General features: G+C 71.3%; 10 protein-coding genes and 1 pseudogene. 5 read left to right on the plus strand and 6 right to left on the minus strand.

The genetic code is table 11. The features are described 5' to 3' along the window. The 3 genes and pseudogenes from Q0116_RS13240 to Q0116_RS13250 form a co-directional block, all read right to left on the minus strand. A pseudogene (locus Q0116_RS13240) lies at positions 1–955 on the minus strand (hypothetical protein); the annotation flags it as partial. Between the two features lie 193 nt (positions 956–1,148). Beyond that, positions 1,149–5,285 carry a S8 family serine peptidase gene (locus Q0116_RS13245; protein ID WP_297889258.1) on the minus strand — a complete coding sequence of 1,379 codons (4,137 nt, stop codon included), beginning with the start codon at positions 5,283–5,285 and terminating at the stop codon, positions 1,149–1,151. Between the two features lie 224 nt (positions 5,286–5,509). After that, complete coding sequence (locus tag Q0116_RS13250; protein WP_297889261.1) at positions 5,510–6,139, minus strand: hypothetical protein; 630 nt, start codon at positions 6,137–6,139, stop codon at positions 5,510–5,512. A gap of 238 nt (positions 6,140–6,377) precedes the next feature. Between Q0116_RS13250 and ppsA the strand changes: the two genes are divergently transcribed. The 3 genes from ppsA to Q0116_RS13265 all read left to right on the plus strand — a co-directional run bounded on the left by ppsA (position 6,378) and on the right by Q0116_RS13265 (position 10,633). Next, positions 6,378–8,729, plus strand: a complete 2,352-nt coding sequence (ppsA, locus tag Q0116_RS13255) for a phosphoenolpyruvate synthase (RefSeq protein WP_297889263.1) — start codon at positions 6,378–6,380, stop codon at positions 8,727–8,729. A 77-nt stretch (positions 8,730–8,806) separates the two neighbouring features. Further along, entirely contained in the window at positions 8,807–9,880 is a 1,074-nt protein-coding gene (gene mfnA / locus Q0116_RS13260; RefSeq protein WP_297889266.1) for a tyrosine decarboxylase MfnA, read from the plus strand. A gap of 117 nt (positions 9,881–9,997) precedes the next feature. After that, complete coding sequence (locus Q0116_RS13265; protein ID WP_297889269.1) at positions 9,998–10,633, plus strand: halocyanin domain-containing protein; 636 nt, start codon at positions 9,998–10,000, stop codon at positions 10,631–10,633. A 51-nt stretch (positions 10,634–10,684) separates the two neighbouring features. On the opposite strand, the gene Q0116_RS13270 is transcribed toward Q0116_RS13265, so the two are convergent. Then, on the minus strand, positions 10,685–11,734 hold the full coding sequence (locus Q0116_RS13270; protein WP_297889272.1) for a glycosyltransferase: 1,050 nt from the start codon (positions 11,732–11,734) through the stop codon (positions 10,685–10,687). A gap of 116 nt (positions 11,735–11,850) precedes the next feature. On the opposite strand from Q0116_RS13270, the gene Q0116_RS13275 reads away from it, so the two are divergent. Together Q0116_RS13275 and Q0116_RS13280 are read left to right on the plus strand one after the other, a co-directional pair. Further along, on the plus strand, positions 11,851–13,656 hold the full coding sequence (locus Q0116_RS13275) for a S9 family peptidase (protein ID WP_297889275.1): 1,806 nt from the start codon (positions 11,851–11,853) through the stop codon (positions 13,654–13,656). A 136-nt stretch (positions 13,657–13,792) separates the two neighbouring features. Beyond that, entirely contained in the window at positions 13,793–15,196 is a 1,404-nt protein-coding gene (locus Q0116_RS13280; RefSeq protein ID WP_297889279.1) for a PAS domain-containing sensor histidine kinase, read from the plus strand. An 18-nt stretch (positions 15,197–15,214) separates the two neighbouring features. On the opposite strand, the gene Q0116_RS13285 is transcribed toward Q0116_RS13280, so the two are convergent. Then, on the minus strand, positions 15,215–16,000 hold the full coding sequence (locus tag Q0116_RS13285; RefSeq protein WP_297889286.1) for an aldo/keto reductase: 786 nt from the start codon (positions 15,998–16,000) through the stop codon (positions 15,215–15,217). Positions 16,001–16,121: 121 nt separating this feature from the next. Beyond that, a partial coding sequence (locus Q0116_RS13290; protein ID WP_297889282.1) for an HAD-IC family P-type ATPase occupies positions 16,122–16,926 on the minus strand: 805 nt, incomplete at its 5' end.

Consider the following 16,926-nt stretch of genomic DNA (forward strand, 5'->3'; position numbering starts at 1 on the left):
CGCTTCCGTCGCTACCGTCGCTACCATCGCTTCCGTCGCTACCGTCGCTACCATCACTTCCGTCTCCGCCGTCGCTACCGTCGCTACCATCACTTCCGTCGCTACCGTCACTTCCGTCGCTACCATCACTTCCGTCGCTACCGTCGCTACCATCGCTTCCGTCGCTACCGTCGCTACCATCACTTCCGTCTCCGCCGTCGCCGCCATCACTTCCGTCTCCACCGTCACCGCCGTCACCGCCATCACTTCCGTCTCCACCGTCACCGCCGTCGCCGCCATCACTTCCGTCATCGCCGTCGTCGCCGCCATCACTTCCGTCATCGCCGTCGTCGCCGCCATCACCGCCGTCTCCACCGTCGTCTCCGTCATCTCCGCCGTCTCCACCGTCACCGTCGTCTCCGCCATCTCCGCCGAGGGTGACGCCGTTCCGGACGAGGTCGGTGACGTCTTCGGGTTCGCTCGTCGCCACGAGCGAGTCCGCGGCGACGAACGAGACGTCCGTCGGCGCGTCGGGCGTCTCGAAGACGACCGTCGCCATCGTCGGCGCGTCGACGCCGCTGTCGGGTGCGCTCGCGGCGAGGCCGTTGAACTGGACGGTCCCGTTCTCGTTGTCGATGTTCGTCACGGGGTCGCCGTCGAACTCCCCCTCGCCGCCGGAGACGTTCACCACGGCGGTCGCGTCCGGGTCGAAGGTGAGGTGCGCCTGGTACCCCGCGACGTCCTCAACGGTCGTCGACAGCGTCACGGTCACCGTGTCGTTCGTCTCGCTGGTCGCGTTCAGGGTCAGTTCGCCGGCCGGGTCCGCCTGTTCGACCGCCGTCGATTGGTCGACGCGGTCGGTGTTCGCGTCAGCGGTCGCACCGGCCGCGGCCGCCCCGCCGGCGAGCGGAGCGAGCGCGACGGTCGCGACGACGAGGCAGACGAGCAGGCGGTTGGATGGAGTGTGTGTCGTCATTCGTGGGATGGGTCGCGTCGTGGGTCGTGTGGTTCGCCCGGGGAGAAGCCCGGTCGAGCGTCGGGTACCCGGGTCGGAGCCCGGGCCGGTCCGCGGCGTCGGAAAGCCGGTTCGGCTACCACCGTATGAAAATCGCCGCCCGCGCGGCGATGGGTGCGTGGTAGCGCGCGGCGCGTCCGGCCGCTCGTCGCGGTTACGCCGCCGCGCCGGGCGCGCTCACCTCCTCGTTGGCGTCCTGCGGGGTGTCCGCCGAATCGCCGTCGGCGGCGACCTCGTCGAGGACTTCGATCACGTCGCTGATCGTCACCGTTCCGGAGCCGTCGGCGTCGGCAAGCGCCGCGTTGAAGTCGTCCGCGGGCTCCTGCCCGGCGATGTACTGCTGGATCAGGATCGCGTCGTCGACGCCGACGTCGCCGTCGAGGTTGACGTCGCCGAGCTGACCGCTCACGGCGGTGGCGCCCTCGTAGTCGACGTCCAGCGACTCGGTGTCCGCGTCGAACAGCTCCGAGCTCTCGGCGTCGAACGCGAGGTCTGTCGTGGTCTCCTCGTCGCCCTCGTAGGTGACTTCGAGGGTGAAGAGGACGGGCTGCGCGGCCCCGTTCGCCTGCGCCTGCGCGACGGTGACCGTCCCGTTCTCGTTGTCGCGGTTGACCGAGATCGGACTGGAGAGGTTCCCGGCCGAGGCGCTCTCGACCGTGATCGCCTCCGGATCGAACTCGATCTGCGCTTCGTAGCCCGCGACGTCCTCGGCGGTCGTCTCGACGGTCAGCGTGCGCGTCTCGTCGGGACCGAAAGCGTACTCCTCCTGTCCGAACTGGACCGTGCCGTCACCCTCGGGGGTGGCGTACTGGACCGAGTTCGCGAGTATCGCGTCCGCCTCTGCGGTGAAGTCCTGCGTGGAGACGAACGTGGAGTACCCGAGCGTCGAGGCGTACACCGTGTTGTTCGCGTCGTCGACGGCGAGGGCGTCGCCGGCGACGACGGCGCCGCCGTCGGCCGCGACGGAGGCAAGCACGTCGGCGTCGGTGCCGTTGAACCACGTGTGGTCACCGAACGTACCCGTGTGGATCGGGACGGAGTCGCCCGGCTCGGCCACGCCGTCGAAGATCGGGTGGGCCGACTCGACGTTGTAGGTGATCGGCGTCGGGACGCCGTCGCCCTCGAACGTCTGGGCGGGGTCGTCCGCGTTGGCCGACCGGACCGGGACGCCGTTGCTGTCGCCGCCCCAGTTGTCGAGCCAGACGGTACCGACGGCGCTGCTCTGCGCGAAGTCGACGAGCGCCGGGCCGTTCACCGGATCGACCTGCTGGACGACGAGGACGTCGGCGTCGACGTCGCCGTCGGTCACGGCGTCGGACGTCGCGGTCGTGACGTCGTAGTTCGGCGGCAGTTCGGCGTCGAGCGTGCCGACGACGTCACCGCCAAACTCGCCGGTGTCGTCGACGACGGCGACGGTCGGCGTCGGCACGTCGCCGACGACGATCTGCGCGAACTGGCCGTCGTACTCGGTTGTGATCCCGTGTTCGAAGACCGCGTCGGCGTCCGGCAGCGGAACGTCCTCGAACGTGACCGTCCGGGTCTCGCCCGAGTCGATCGAGACGTTCTGGCTGGCGGCGACGGACCCGTCGAAGACGAAGTCGACGGACTGCTCGCCCGCATCCGAGCCGACGTTCGTCACGTTCGCGCTCACGTCGATCTCGGCCCCGGCGTCGGCCGACGACGGTGCCGAGAGGCCGCTGACCTCGAAGGCCGTGCCGTTCGCGACCACGGTGAACGGCGCGGTGGCCTCGTCACTGACGTTGGGTTCGGGCGCGACGGTCGGGTCGAGGTTCGACCCCACCTGCTGGACGGCCTCCAGCTCGTCGCCGGGACCGAAGTCGGTGCCGAGTATCGCGTTGATCCCGGCGATGGAGCCGAAGTTCGTCTCGAACGTCTGCGTCTCCCCGGGCGCGAGGTTGGAGACGTCGCTCGGCGGGAAGAAGATGAAGTTCTCCTCGCCGCCGGTGGCCGCGTCCTGGATCGCGGTGAGCGTCTGCGTCGATCCGGTCTGGTCGCCGACGTTCTCGACCGTCGCCGTGATGAGGATCGACTCGCTCGGCGTGACGTCCTCTTGGACGTCGATGCTGGTCACCTCGAACTCCGGCCCCTGGAGTTCGTCGACGGTCTCCGTGGGCCCGGTCTCGACGACGAGCTCGTCGCCCTCGCCGACGAAGGTGTGTTCGAGTGCGAACGTCGCGCCCGTGGGCGCGTCGTCCGCGATGGCGACGGTGACCGGGACGGCGTCGGCCGAGAGGCCGCCGAGCGCCGTCTCGTTGCCGAGCGCGATCTCGTCGCCCGCGACCGAGACCGTCAGGTCCGAGGCGTCGAGCTCGGAGTCGTCGGTCAGGTCGATCGTCAGCGAGTCGAGGTTGCGAACGTCGAGGACGAGCGTGACGTTCCCGCCGGTCGCCGCGAACGCCGGCTGTCCCTCGATCAGGTCGACGGCGAGTTGCGGTTCGAGCGCGAAGTCGGTCGTCGCGCCCCCGCTCACCTCGGCCGTCTGCTCGACGTAGCCGAACTGGTCGACCGTGACCGTCGCCGGGTCCTCGGTCGTTTCGAGGACGTACGAGCCGTTCGAGTCGGTCGTCGTCAGCGCGCCGGCGTCGGTGCCGACGGTGGCGCCGACGACCGCGTCACCGGTTGCGTTGTCGGTGACGGTGCCCTCGATCGTCTGCGTCTCGTTCAGCGCCTGCGCGGCCGCGTGAACGTCGATGATCCCGGTGCCGTACCGGATGTCGCGTCCGTCCGCGCTCGGGAACTCGTTCGACGGTTTCTCCGCGGTCTCCGCGAGCGCCGCCTTGATCAGCCCGGGCGAGAGGTCCTCGTCCGTGGCCGACTGGAGCAGCGCGACGGCGCCCGCGTAGTGCGGAGCGGCCATCGACGTGCCGCTGGAGAGGGAGTACGTCGCGTTCGGGTCCTCGACGGCCGTGCCGAGGGGCCCGGCGCTCAGCACGTCGACCCCGGGCGCGGCCACGTCGGGCTTGACGTACGAGTGCGGGAACGTGTCGGGGAGGTCCCCCTCGCCGATGGTCTCGATGCGGTCGTCGGTGACGACGGCGCCGCTGGAGAAGGCGGCGATCGACTCGCTCGGGTTGGACGCGCCCACCGTCGCCGAGCGGAAGTTGGTCGCCGGGGAGGTGACCGGTCCGCCGCCGTTGCCGCTACCGGAGTTGCCGGCGGAGACGACAGCGACGGTGCCGGCCGCGTTCACGTCCTCGATCGTCTCGACGTACGCCGGCTGGAACGTCGACAGGCCGGTCGAGGACGGGAAGCCGAGGCTGAAGCTCGCCGCGTCGGCGTCGTTCTCCGCGGCCCACTCCATCGAGGCGATGATGTCCTCGGTGAACGCGCCGCCCGCGAACACGTCGGCCATCAGCAGGTCCGCATCGGGGGCGACGCCGTACCGCGGCACGTCGCCGGCCGGATCCGCCGCGCCGGTCGCGGTGCCGGCCGTGTGCTCGCCGTGTGCGCCCTCGGCCCCGCCGACGAGCGTCCCCTCGTCGACGGTGCCGTTCTGGACGATCGCCTCCTTCGCGAACTCGAGGTCGGGGTGGCCCGCCTCGGGGTTCGAGATGCCGTCGTCGCCGATCATGACGGTGGCGCCCTCGCCCTGTACGCCGAACTCGTCCTCGAACTCGGGGACGTTGATCTGCTGGAGTCCGTAGGTGTACTCGGTGTCGTTGTCCAGCGGTGCCGCGCCCGCGTCGCTCGTCGTCGGCGGGTCGGGACGCTCGTAGCGCACGTTCGGCGAGACGGCTTTCACGCCGTCGATGTCCGTCAGGCGCCGAGCGTCGGTCATGTCGAAGTCGACCTCGGCGGTGATGATGTTCCCCGCCCAGAACTGGTTCCGGACGTCGGCGCCGAGGTCGTTCAGCTCGTCAACGACCGGAGCCTGCGTCGCTTCCGTGTCGGACTTGATCTGAGCGAGCGCCTCGTCCTCGTCCGTCGGGAGCGTCCGCGGATCGAGGTTCCGAGCGACGGAGATGACGACCACCGTCTCGCCGCTCGCCGACCGGAGCGCCGGGTGGATTCCGGTCCGGTCGGCGCCGGGCGCGAGGCGCGTCCCGCGGTCGAGCGCCTCCGCCTTCCGCTCGGCGCGCTCGCTCTGGTTCGTCGTCGGTGTCGTTTCGGTCTGTGGCTGTACGTCTGCGTCGACGTCGGCCGCTCCGGCGTCGATCGCGTCGCCGCCGGTCGCGTCCATGGCCGCCGCCGCACCCGCGGTCGGCGCGATCATGGACGCGACCATCACGGCCGCGAATACCGTCGCAAAGAGTGTCTTCGGTGATACCATCGATAGTTCGCCTCCACCGTGCGGAGGTGACTGGACGCAACGGGGGACGGGCCGTGGTTATTCGGAATATACACCGTTCCCACGGCGTGAAAATCCGACAACGAGCCGTTTCTTCCGGCGATTTTCGTCCCCACTTCGGTCTGTCGGTGAGCGATCGCTGGCGGCCGGCCGAGGCGGTGGCTAACCCGGCAGCGGCGGTCGCACGGCGCAGGGCGAGACCGGTGCTATCGGAGCCGACGCAACACCTCGTCGAAGTCGACCGCGCGCGCCGAGCGGACGACGCTGTAGTAGAGGGCGCACGCGACGACCGCGGCGATACCGAGCGAGACGGCGAGCGCTTCGAGGCTCAACGCGCCGAAGACGGGGAGCCCGAGCCGCCACGCCGCGCCCGTGACCAGCGTCGAGAGCCCGACCGCCGCGAGGACGGTCGCCCGCACCCGCCCCCGGTCCGGCTCCAGCTCGACGACCAGGTCGGACCCCTCGCAGGGAGCGACCCGACCGGCGCGCCGGTCGAACTCGACGAGCCCGGCGTCGGCCATCTTCGGGCAGTGGAACTGCCGCAGCGAGGTGTAGACGCTCTTCCGCTCGTCGTAGGTCACCGCCGACGGCGGCTTGTCCAGCTCCCGCCCCGCGATGACCTCGGAAACCTCCTGAAGGGAGACCTCGCGTTCCTCGCGCCGGAGGTACTCCCAGAGGTACCGGCGGCGCGCGTTGGCGAGGAGCTCGATCAGCGCCTCGGAGCGGTCGCGGTCGGGGGCGTCGCCGTCCGGCGACAGGTCCGATCGTTCGTCGTCGTCGACCGCCGACGGCCCTGCGTCGGAAGAAGTGGTGGACGATGCGATCTGCTGTGCCACTGTGTACAACACGTAGCAGTTTTTATTTAAGAAAATTATGTATATAGCGCTGTTCTCGGCACAGCAGCTGTAACATCTTCTCGCCGAGCCGCCGGAAGCGATCGACGCGGACCCGGACAGCGAGCGGTCGCGAGGGGGCGCGTCGGGCGAAAAGAACTCGGCGGCGAGTAATCTTTTATTCAGTGGTTCGCCCGCCGGAACCTTCATAGGTCGCCTCGCGGATCCTCCGAGTACACGAATGGCAGTACTCTTGCTGGAGGACGTCGACGCCGACGACGTCGGGACCGTCGGCGGAAAGGCCGCGTCGCTCGGCGAACTCATCGGTGCGGGACTCCCCGTCCCGCCGGGGTTCGCCGTCACCGCGGGCACGTACCGTACCTTCATCGAGGAGGCCGGGATCGACGCCGAGCTGTTCGAGGCGGTCGACGTCGACCCCGAGGACTCCGCGGCGCTCCGCGAGGCGGAAGAGCGCGCGGCGGAGCTCATTCTGGAGACGCCGCTCCCCGACTCGGTCCGCGAGGAGATCCTCTCGGAGTACCGGGCGATGGGCGAGGACGGCGAGGAGGCGTTCGTCGCGGTCCGCTCGTCCGCGACCGCCGAGGACCTGCCAGACTCCTCGTTCGCCGGCCAGCAGGAGACGTTCCTCAACGTGCGCGAGGACGACCTCCTGCGGCGCGTCAAGGAGTGCTGGGCCTCGCTTTTCACCCAGCGGGCGATCTACTACCGCCAGCAGCGGGGGTTCCCGCACGAGGACGTCGACATCGCGGTCGTCGTCCAGCGGATGGTCGACGCCGAGAAGTCCGGCGTGATGTTCACCAGTCACCCGTCGACTGGCGCGCCGCAGGTCACCATCGAGGCCGCGTGGGGGCTCGGCGAGGCGGTCGTCTCGGGCACCGTCTCCCCGGACAACTACGTGTACGACCGCGGGCGGGCCGAGGTCGACGAGGTCACCGTCGCGGACAAGAAGGTGGAGATGGTGAAGGACGCGGAGACCGGCGAGACGGTCCAGCTCGACGTCGCGGAGGACCGCCGGACCGAGCGGGTCCTCTCCGACGCCGAGATCGGCGACCTCGTCGCGCTCGGCGAGCGGGTCGAGGACCACTACGGCACCCCGCAGGACGTCGAGTGGGCGATCTACGACGGCGAGATATACATGCTCCAGTCGCGGCCGATCACGACGATCCGCGAGGACGCCGGCGGCGATGAGGCGACCGGCGCCGACGCCGCGGCGGGCGCAGCGACCGGCGACGGCGGCGCGGCGGGGAGCGCCGCAAACGGGGGGGCGAGCGCGGTCGGCGGGGAGGACGAGGCGGACGTGCTCGTCGACGGGCTCGGCGCGAGCCCGGGCGTCGTCTCCGGGGCCGTCCGGATCGTCCACAAGCTCGACCACCTCGATCAGGTCCAAGACGGCGACGTGATGGTGACGGAGATGACGATGCCGGACATGGTGCCGGCGATGAAACGCGCCGCCGGCATCGTCACCGACGAGGGCGGGATGACGAGCCACGCGGCAATCATCTCCCGCGAGCTCGGCGTCCCCGCGGTCGTCGGGACCGGGAACGGGACCCGCGTCCTCGAGGACGGCCGGCAGGTCACCCTCGACGGCGACAAGGGGACGATCCGGGCGGGCGAGTCGGCGTCGGCGGAGCCGGGCGAGGAGTTCGAGCCGGTCGAGGCGGCGCGGCCCGAGACCCCGGTCAAGCCGATGACGGCGACGGAGGTGAAGGTGAACGTCTCGATCCCGGAGGCGGCCGAGCGCGCCGCCGCGACGGGGGCCGACGGCGTCGGCCTGCTCCGGATCGAGCACATGGTGTTGTCGCTCGGGAAGACCCCCGAGAGGTACATCGCCGACCACGGCGCCCGCGCCTACCAAGACGAGATCATCGAGGGCGTCCGCCGCGTCGCGGACGAGTTCTACCCGCGACCCGTTCGGGTGCGGACCATCGACGCGCCGACGGACGAGTTCCGCGAGCTGGAGGGCGGCGCGGGGGAGCCGGCCGAACACAACCCGATGCTGGGGTGGCGCGGGATCCGCCGGAGCCTCGACAAGCCGGAGCCGTTCCAGCAGGAGCTGGCCGCGTTCGCGCGCCTCTACGACATGGGGTACGACAACCTGGAGGTGATGTTCCCCCTCGTCAACGACGCGAAGGACGTCGAGGGGATCGCGCGGCACATGCGGGAGGCCGGGATCGACCCCGAGACGCACCGCTGGGGCGTGATGATCGAGACCCCGGCCAGCGCGCTCCAGATCGAGGACCTCGCCGAGGCGGGGATCGACTTCGCCTCCTTCGGCACCAACGACCTCACGCAGTACACGCTCGCGGTCGACCGCAACAACGAGCACGTCGCCGGCCGGTTCGACGAGCTCCACCCCGCCGTGTTGCGGCTCATCGGCGACACGATAGAGACCTGCCGCGAGCTCGGCGTCGACACCAGCATCTGCGGGCAGGCCGGCTCGAAGCCGGAGATGGTCGAGTTCCTCGTCGAGAAGGGCGTCTCCTCCATCTCCGCGAACATCGACGCGGTCCGCGACGTCCAACACGAGGTCAAGCGGACCGAGCAGCGCCTCCTGCTCGATTCGGTTCGCTGAGCCGAGCAACGGCCGCGTCCCCGGGCCAGCCCCGAGAGCGGAACGGGTAAGAGCCGCCCCCCGTAAGGGCAGGGCGGATGCAACAGCCGGAGCCGGAACCGCAGTCGTTCGACCGGGTGCTCTCCTCGATGTGTACCGAGCCGCATCCGGCGGCCCGCGAGGCCGCCGAGCGGTTCCTCGCGACGAACCCCGGCGACCCCGCGACCTACGGGGCGGTGGCCGACTTGGAGCGCCGCGCGGTCGAGGGGCTCGCGACGCTCGCGGCCCACCCGACGCCGGCCGAGGCCGCCGGGTACGTCACCTCGGGCGGCACCGAGGCGAACGTCCAGGCGGTCCGGTCGGCGCGGAACCGGCACGACGGGAGCGACGTCAACGTCGTCGCGCCGACGAGCGCGCACTTCTCGTTCACCAAGGCGGCCGAGGTGCTCGGCGTCGAGCTCCGGACGGTCCCCCTCGACGACGACCACCGGGCGGACCCCGACGCCGTCGCGGCGGCGGTCGACGGCGACACCGCACTCGTCGTCGGCGTCGCCGGCAGCACGGAGTACGGCCGCGTCGACCCGATCCCGGAGCTGGCGGCGATCGCCGAGGAAGTCGGGGCGCGGCTCCACGTCGACGCGGCGTGGGGCGGGTTCGTCCTCCCGTTCACCGACCACGCGTGGTCGTTCGCCGACGCCGCGGTCGACACGCTGACGATCGACCCCCACAAGTACGGGCAGGCGCCGGTGCCGGCGGGCGGCCTGCTGGCCCGCGAGGACGCCGCGCTCGACGCGCTCGCGGTCGACACCCCGTACCTGGAGACGCGGTCGCAGGCGACGCTGACCGGGACCCGGAGCGGCGCGGGCGTCGCCGGCGCCGTCGCGGCGATGGACGCGCTGTGGCCCGACGGCTACCGCGAGGCGGCCGAGCGCGCGGCCGACGACGCCGACTGGCTCGCCGGCGAGCTCGCCGCCCGCGGGTACGACGTCGTCGAGCCCGAGCTCCCGCTCGTCGCCGCGGCGGTCCCCGACGCGACGTTCTCGGCGCTCCGCGACGCGGGCTGGAAGGTGTCGCGGACCGCGACGGGCGAGCTCCGCGTGGTGTGTATGCCGCACGTGACGCGGTCGGCGCTGCGGGCCTTCCTCGACGACCTGGACCGGATCCGGCGGTAGCGCTCCGCTCGGCCGTTGTTTCGGATGCCGACGAGAGGCCGGCGCAGCGCGATCGACGGTCCTCGAGACCGCCGTCGGATCAACATATTCACTACGGGCCACCACGAACCGCCTCGTATGAGTTCGGACGACGTCTCTCGGCGCGCGTTCATGCGGACGGCCGGCGGTGCGGCGGCCGCCGCCGGCGCGGCGACGGCGACGGCGGGGACGGCGGCGGCACAGGAAGTGGAACCCGACTGGCCCAGCGCGACCCAAGGGAACGTCGGGTCGTACACCGACGCCCGCGGCCAGGACTCGGTGACCATCTCGGTCGGTGCCGGCGACCAGGGGCTCGCGTTCGACCCGACGCTGGTGTGGGTCGACGAGGGCACGACGATCACCTGGGAGTGGACCGGCGCCGGCGGCGACCACAACGTCCAGACGGTCGACGACGGCGGCCCGGCCAGCCTCGACAGCGGGAGTCCCGTCGGGGAGGAGGGGGCCACCTACGAGTACGAGACGTCGAGCGAGGACGCCGGTATCACCCACTACCACTGCGTCCCCCACACGGCGGTCGGCATGCACGCCGGCCTCGCCGTCGGCGGGGACATCGCCACCGTCGAAGTCGGCGGCGGCGGGTCGGACGCGGTGTTCGTCCCGGACGCCGCCCGCGCGCTCGGCGTCGCGACGTTCATCGCGATGGTGAGCACGCTGGGGCTGGCGTTCGTCTTCATGAAGTACGGCGGCACGATCACCGGCCAAGAACAGGCGTAGCGGACGGCAGTCGGTCGCTTCTCGGTCGCCGCGCCGCCCGCGGCGCCCCCGTCACTCCCCGTCGACGAGGTCCTCGTACAGCCCGACGTAGCGGTCGATCACCGCGTCGTGGTCGAACGACGCGAACTCGCGGTCGACCGCCCGGCGCTCCAAGTCGCTGACCGCGACGAACTCGTCGGCCAGCTCCGCCGGGCTGGTCACCAGCCGGCCGCGCTCGCGCCCCTCCACGAGCTCGTGGGCGCTCGAGTCGGCCTGGTACTCGACCAGCGCGACGCAGCCGCAGGCGACCGCCCACAGCAGGTCGGTCGCGAACGTCTCCCACGTCGCGGTCGCCACCGCCACGTGCGTTCCCTTGAGTATCGGGAGCCGCTCGTCGATCGGCAGGTCGCCGAGGAACTCGACCCGGTCGGCGATCCGGAGGTCGCGGGCGGTCGCCTCGATCCGGCCGCGCTCCGGACCGTCGCCGATCACCGCCGCGGTCCAGTCGCGGCCGCGGAGCTCGGCGAGCCCGAGCAGGAACGTCTCGACGTTGGCGTGACGGTCGAGCCGGCGGGCGTACACCGCGTCGAAGCGGTCGTCGACGCCCGCGGACTCGACGGCGTCGAAGTCGATGCTCTCGGGGAGCACCCGGACGTCCTCGCCGTCCGCGCCGTGCTCGCGGACGCGGGTCTTCGTGGTCCGCGAGGGGGTCGCCACCGCGTCCGCGCGCCGGGCGAGCGGCCGGTACCACCGGCGGGCGTCGGCGGGGTGGTCGCGCCACCAGTCGACGACAACCGGGACCCGCGAGAGCGACCCGGCGACCGTCGCGGCGAGCCCGGGCGTCGGCGGGCTGTTGACCGCGTGGACGACGTCGGCGCCCGCGCGCCGGACCGCGACCGGGAGGCGCGCGGCGAACGCGGCTGGCGCGGGCTCGGCCGTGACCGCTCGGTACTCGATCCCGTCCTCCTCGAAGGCGTCGTGGTCGCCGCCCCACCACCGGGCGCAGAGCCAGATCACGTCGTGCCCGCGGTCGGCGAGGCCGCGGGCGGTCCGGAGCGTTCGCGTTCGCGCCGGGGTCTCCCCGTGTCCGGGGGCGAAGAGCGAGGCGAACGCGACGCGCATACGCCGACCGCACGGGTGGCGCTGATAAAAAGACACGGCATCTCGTCGGAGGGGCGTGCCGCCGTGCGGGTTCCGTCACCCGAAACGGTTTCACCGCAGGCGTGGAACCGAGTGGCATGCGACAGTACGACATCGAGCGCTACCTCAACGTGCGGAACGCCGGCGGCGCCGACCTCGGCCCCGACGGCCGGCTCTCCTTCCTGCTCGACACGACGGGCACGGGGCAGGTGTGGTCGGTCCGCGAGCCCGAGTCGTGGCCCGAACAGCACACGTTCTTCGAGGAGTCCGTCTCCTTCGTCGACTCCTCGCCGGAGCGGTCCGAGGCCGTCTTCGGGATGGACGAGGGCGGCAACGAGCGCGCGCAGCTGTACCGGCTCGACTACGAGTCGGGCGCGATCACCGACCTGACGGCCATGCCGGAGGCGAAGCACCGGTGGGGCGGCTGGGACTCGGCCGGCGACCGGTTCGCGTTCGCGTCGAACCGCCGCGACGCGGCCGTCTTCGACGTGTACGTCCAGGGCCGCGACGAGACAGGCGCCGACGCGGAGCTGGTCCACGAGGGCGACGGCTGGCTCTCCGTCGCCGGCTGGTCGCCGAGCGACGACCGGCTGATCGTCCACGAGGCGCACTCCTCGTTCGATCACGACGTGTACACCCTCGACCTCGCGACCGGCGACCTGACCCACCACACCCCGCACGAGGGCGACGTGCGGTACGCCGGCCCGGAGTGGGGGCCGGACGGCGAGGGGGTCTACCTCGTCACCGACCGCGACACCGACACGCTCCGCTTGGAGCGGCTCGACCTGGAGACCGGCGAGTTCGCCGTGGTCGCCGACGGCGGCGAGTGGAACGTCGACGGCGTGGCGATAGACGAGGACACCCGCCGGGTCGTCTACTCCCGGAACGTCGACGGCTACACCGAGCTCACGGCCGGCGAGCTGGTCGCGCCGGACCGCGTCGACGAGTTCCCGGAGCCGGACCTCCCCCGCGGCGTCGCCGGCGGCGTGAGCTTCGGCCCCGACGGCGACCGGTTCGCGGTGACGACGACGGGCAGCACCCACAACGCGGACGTCTACGTCGTCGACGCGACCACCGGCGAGGCGGAGCGGTGGACGCGCGCCTCGACCGCGGGGATCCCCGCGGACACGTTCGTCGAGCGCGAGCTGGTCCACTACCCGACGTTCGACGGGCGCGAGATCCCCGCCTTCTTCTCCGTGCCCGAGACGGAGCCGCCGGAGTCGGGCTACCCGGTCGTCGTCGACATCCACGGCGGGCCGGAGTCGCAGCGGCGCCCCTCCTTCGCCTCCGTCACCCAGTACTTGCTGAACAACGGATACGCGGTGTTCGAACCGAACGTCCGCGGCTCCTCTGGGTACGGGAAGGCCTACTCCGGGCTCGACGACGTGGAGAACCGGATGGACTCGGTGAAGGACGTTCGAGAGGGCGTCGGCTGGCTCCACGACCACCCCGAGGTCGACCCGGAGCGCGTCGTCGCGATGGGCGGGTCCTACGGCGGCTTCATGGTGTTGGCGTCGGTGACGGAGTACCCGGAGCTGTGGGCCGCCGGGGTCGACATCGTCGGCATCGCGAACTTCGTCACGTTCTTAGAGAACACCGGCGACTGGCGGCGGTCGCTCCGCGAGGCCGAGTACGGCTCGCTCGAAGACGACCGCGAGTTCCTTGAGTCCGTCTCGCCGATCAACAACATCGAGCGGATCGAGGCGCCGCTGTTCGTCCTCCACGGCGAGAACGACCCGCGGGTGCCCGTCGGCGAGGCCGAGCAGATCGTCGAGGAGGCCCGCGAGCAGGGCGTCCCGGTCCGGAAGCTGATCTTCGACGACGAGGGGCACGGCTTCGCGAAGCTCGACAACCGGATCGAGGCGTACCGCGAGATCGTCGACTTCCTCGCCGAGCACGTCTGAGACGGTCCGAAGCGGCCGGTCCCGTGCGTGGTGGCTCCGCCACGACGGTCCGGCGGTGAAGGCCGTCCTTTCGGTCGTCCGGCACGGGCTAATCCGGCCGTGACGGTTATGAGACGCGCGTGAGAAGGGGGCGTCCATGAGCCGGTCCGATCCGCACGGGGTGCTGCTCGACCAGGCCCAGGACAAGGTCGCCCTGCTGGACGAGACTGGAACGTACACGTACGTCAACGCGACCGCGGAGCGGATCCTCGGATTCGATCGGGACGAACTGATCGGGACGAACGCCTTCGAGTACGTCCACCCGGACGAGCGGGAGGCCGTGCGACGCACCTTCGAGGGCGCCATCCGGACCGCGGGGTTCACCGAGGTGACGGCGGATTACCGGCACCGGACGCGCGACGGCTCGTGGGTGTGGTTGGAGAGCCGCATGTCGAACCTCACCGACGGGGACCTCGACGGGTACGTGATCAGTTCCCGGGACGTGACCGACCGCGTCCGCGCGGAGCAGCAGCGCGCGGAGGCCGCCTCGCACCTCCAAGAGATCGCGGCGGTCTCCAGCGACGTCCTCTGGATGTTCGACGCCGACTGGTCGGAGCTCCTCTTCGTGAACCCCGCCTACGAGGAGATATACGGCGCGTCGACCGACGGACTCCGTGGCGACCCGGAGAAGTTCCTCGAGGCGACCCACCCCGACGACCGACCCGCGGTCGAGGAGGCGATGGAGCTGCTCGCCGCAGGCTCGTCGGTGGACATCGAGTACCGGGTGAACGCCGACGAGGACTACGGCCGGTGGGTCTGGGTTCAAGGAGAGCCGATAACGGAGGACGGCGAGGTGGTCCGGATCACGGGGTTCACGAAGGACATCACGGACCGGCGACGGCGCGAGCGGCAGCTGGTGGTGATGGACAACCTCCTGCGCCACAACCTCCGGAACGACCTCAACGTCGTCTTCGGCGAGCTGGAGGAGCTCGACGACGACGTGCCGGAGGCGGCGGAACACACCGCGGTGATCCGACGGATGGGCGAGGGCCTCCTCGAGACCGCCCAGAAGGAACGCGAGGTCATCAAACTCATCACCGACCAGCGGGAGACCGATCGGATCGACCTCCGGAGCGTGGTCGAGGAGTGCGTCGGGACCGTCAGGGACCGATACCCCGAGGGGTCGATCGCGGTGGACGCCCTCGATCCGGTCACCGTCGACGGGCGCTGCGAGCTCCGGTCGGCGGTGATCGAGCTCTTAGAGAACCCGTTCCAGCACAGCGAGGACCGAGCGCCGACGGTGACGGTGCGTCTCAGTCGAACCGAGGACGGCGCGGATCTCGTGATCGAAGACGACCTCGCGGCGATACCGGCCGTCGAGGCCGACGTGCTCACCGGCGACCACGACATGACGAACGTCTACCACAGCAGCGGTCTCGGCTTCTGGCTCATCTACTGGAGCGTGGAGCTGTCGAACGGGAGCATCGCGGTCGACGCCGACCCGACGGGTCGCGAGCGCGGTAACCGGATCACGGTGTCGCTCCCCCGGGCGACGGAGTGAGGGGGGCGCTCTCGCCGCCTACCAGTCCGGCCCGAAGTCGGGGTTGAGCTGGCGGTCGGTCCGGCCGAGCGAGTCGATGCGCTCGACGTCCTCGTCGTCGAGCGTCAGGTCGACGCTCGCGAGGTTGTCGCGGATGTGGTCGATCCCGGTCGCCTTCGGGATGGCGGTCACGCCCTTCTCGCGGAGCCACGCGAGGCTCACCTGTGCGGCGCTGACACCGTGTTTCTCCGCGATGTCGACGATCGCCGGGTCGTCGAGGATCTCCCCGCGGGCGAGCGGCGAGTAGGCGACGAGCTCGACGTCGTTCGCGTCGGCGTACTCGCGGAGCTCCTCCTGTCGGAGCAGCGGGTGCATCTCGACCTGGTTCGCGAACGGCGCCTCGCCGAGCGCGTCCGTCGCGGCGTCGAGGTGGTGCGGCTCGAAGTTGGAGACGCCGATCCGGTCGACGAGCCCGTCGTCGCGGAGCTCGGCGAACGCCGGCAGCGTCTCCTCGGGCTCGTACTCCCCGGCCGGCCAGTGGACGTACATGAGGTCGACCGCGTCGACGCCGAGCTTGTCGAGGCTCTCGCGGGTCGACGCGGCCACGTCGGCGGGCGACAGCTGGTCGATCCACACCTTCGACGCGAGGAAGATGTCGTCACGGTCGACGTCGCTCTCCGCGATCCCCTTCCCGACGGCCGCCTCGTTGCCGTAGATCTGGGCGGTGTCGACGTGGCGGTAGCCGGCGTCGAGCGCGTTCGCGACCGACTCGGTACACTGGGCGGGGTCGTCGTTCTCCCACGTGCCGAGCCCGAGGACGGGCATCCCGTTGCGGGTCGGCACCGCGGGCTGCTGCTGTTGGTCTGTCATCGGTCACGCCTACTCGCGTGAGCGGAAAGTCGTTTGCGGTAGGGGCGGGCGCGGCCGCGTCGCGGGCGGGCGGCGCTCAGTCGTCCGACAGCAGCGCCCGCGAGGAGTTCGTCACCACGAGCAGGCTCGACGCCCCCATCGCGACCGCGGCGAAGAGGGGGTTGAGCAGGCCGGTCGCCGCGAGCGGGATGGCGACCGCGTTGTAACAGAACGCCCAGCCGATGTTGCCCTTCACGCGCCGGCCGGCCGCCCGCGCAAGCTCGAAGACGGTCGCCACGGAGCCCAGCTCGTCGTCGACGATGGCCACGTCGGCGGCGTCGGCCGCCATCGCCGTGCCGCCGCCGAGCGCGACGCCGAGGTCGGCCGCGGCAAGCGCCGGCGCGTCGTTGGTCCCGTCGCCGACCATCACGGTGACGCCGCGCTCCTTCAGTCGCCCGACGGCCTCGGCCTTCCCCTCCGGCGGCACGCCGGCGAACACCGACGAGACCGCGTCGTGCTCGGCGAACACCGTGGCCGCGCGCTCGTCGTCGCCGGTGAGGACGATCACCTCGACGCCCGACTCGTCGAGCGCCGTCACCGTCGCTTCCCACCCCTCTCGCAGTTCGTCGCCGACCACGACGTACCCCGCCGCGGCCCCGTCGCGGCCGACCGCGACCGGAACGCGGCCGACGTCGCGCGCGTCGGCGACCGCCTCGCGGATCGCGTCGGGGACTGTCCAGCCGCGCTCGTCGAACAGGTCGGGGTGGCCGACCACCACCTCGACGCCGTCGACGACGCCGGAGACGCCGCGGGCGTGGCTCTCGAACGACTCGACCGTCGGCGCGTCGCCCGCGGTGGCTGCCGCCGCCGCGCCGCCGTCGGCGACTGCCGGTGCCGGGCCG

It is taken from the genome of uncultured Halorubrum sp., assembly GCF_937146585.1.
Taxonomy (GTDB): Archaea; Halobacteriota; Halobacteria; order Halobacteriales; family Haloferacaceae; genus Halorubrum; species Halorubrum miltondacostae.

Excerpts from the sequence above, each read along its gene's own strand:
- Q0116_RS13245 (WP_297889258.1), bottom strand. The coding sequence starts at position 5,285 with ATGGTATCACCGAAGACACTCTTTGCGACGGTATTCGCGGCCGTGATG.
- ppsA (WP_297889263.1), top strand. The coding sequence starts at position 6,378 with ATGGCAGTACTCTTGCTGGAGGACGTCGACGCCGACGACGTCGGGACC.
- mfnA (WP_297889266.1), top strand. The coding sequence starts at position 8,807 with ATGCAACAGCCGGAGCCGGAACCGCAGTCGTTCGACCGGGTGCTCTCC.
- Q0116_RS13265 (WP_297889269.1), top strand. The coding sequence starts at position 9,998 with ATGAGTTCGGACGACGTCTCTCGGCGCGCGTTCATGCGGACGGCCGGC.
- Q0116_RS13270 (WP_297889272.1), bottom strand. The coding sequence starts at position 11,734 with ATGCGCGTCGCGTTCGCCTCGCTCTTCGCCCCCGGACACGGGGAGACC.
- Q0116_RS13275 (WP_297889275.1), top strand. The coding sequence starts at position 11,851 with ATGCGACAGTACGACATCGAGCGCTACCTCAACGTGCGGAACGCCGGC.
- Q0116_RS13280 (WP_297889279.1), top strand. The coding sequence starts at position 13,793 with ATGAGCCGGTCCGATCCGCACGGGGTGCTGCTCGACCAGGCCCAGGAC.
- Q0116_RS13285 (WP_297889286.1), bottom strand. The coding sequence starts at position 16,000 with ATGCCCGTCCTCGGGCTCGGCACGTGGGAGAACGACGACCCCGCCCAG.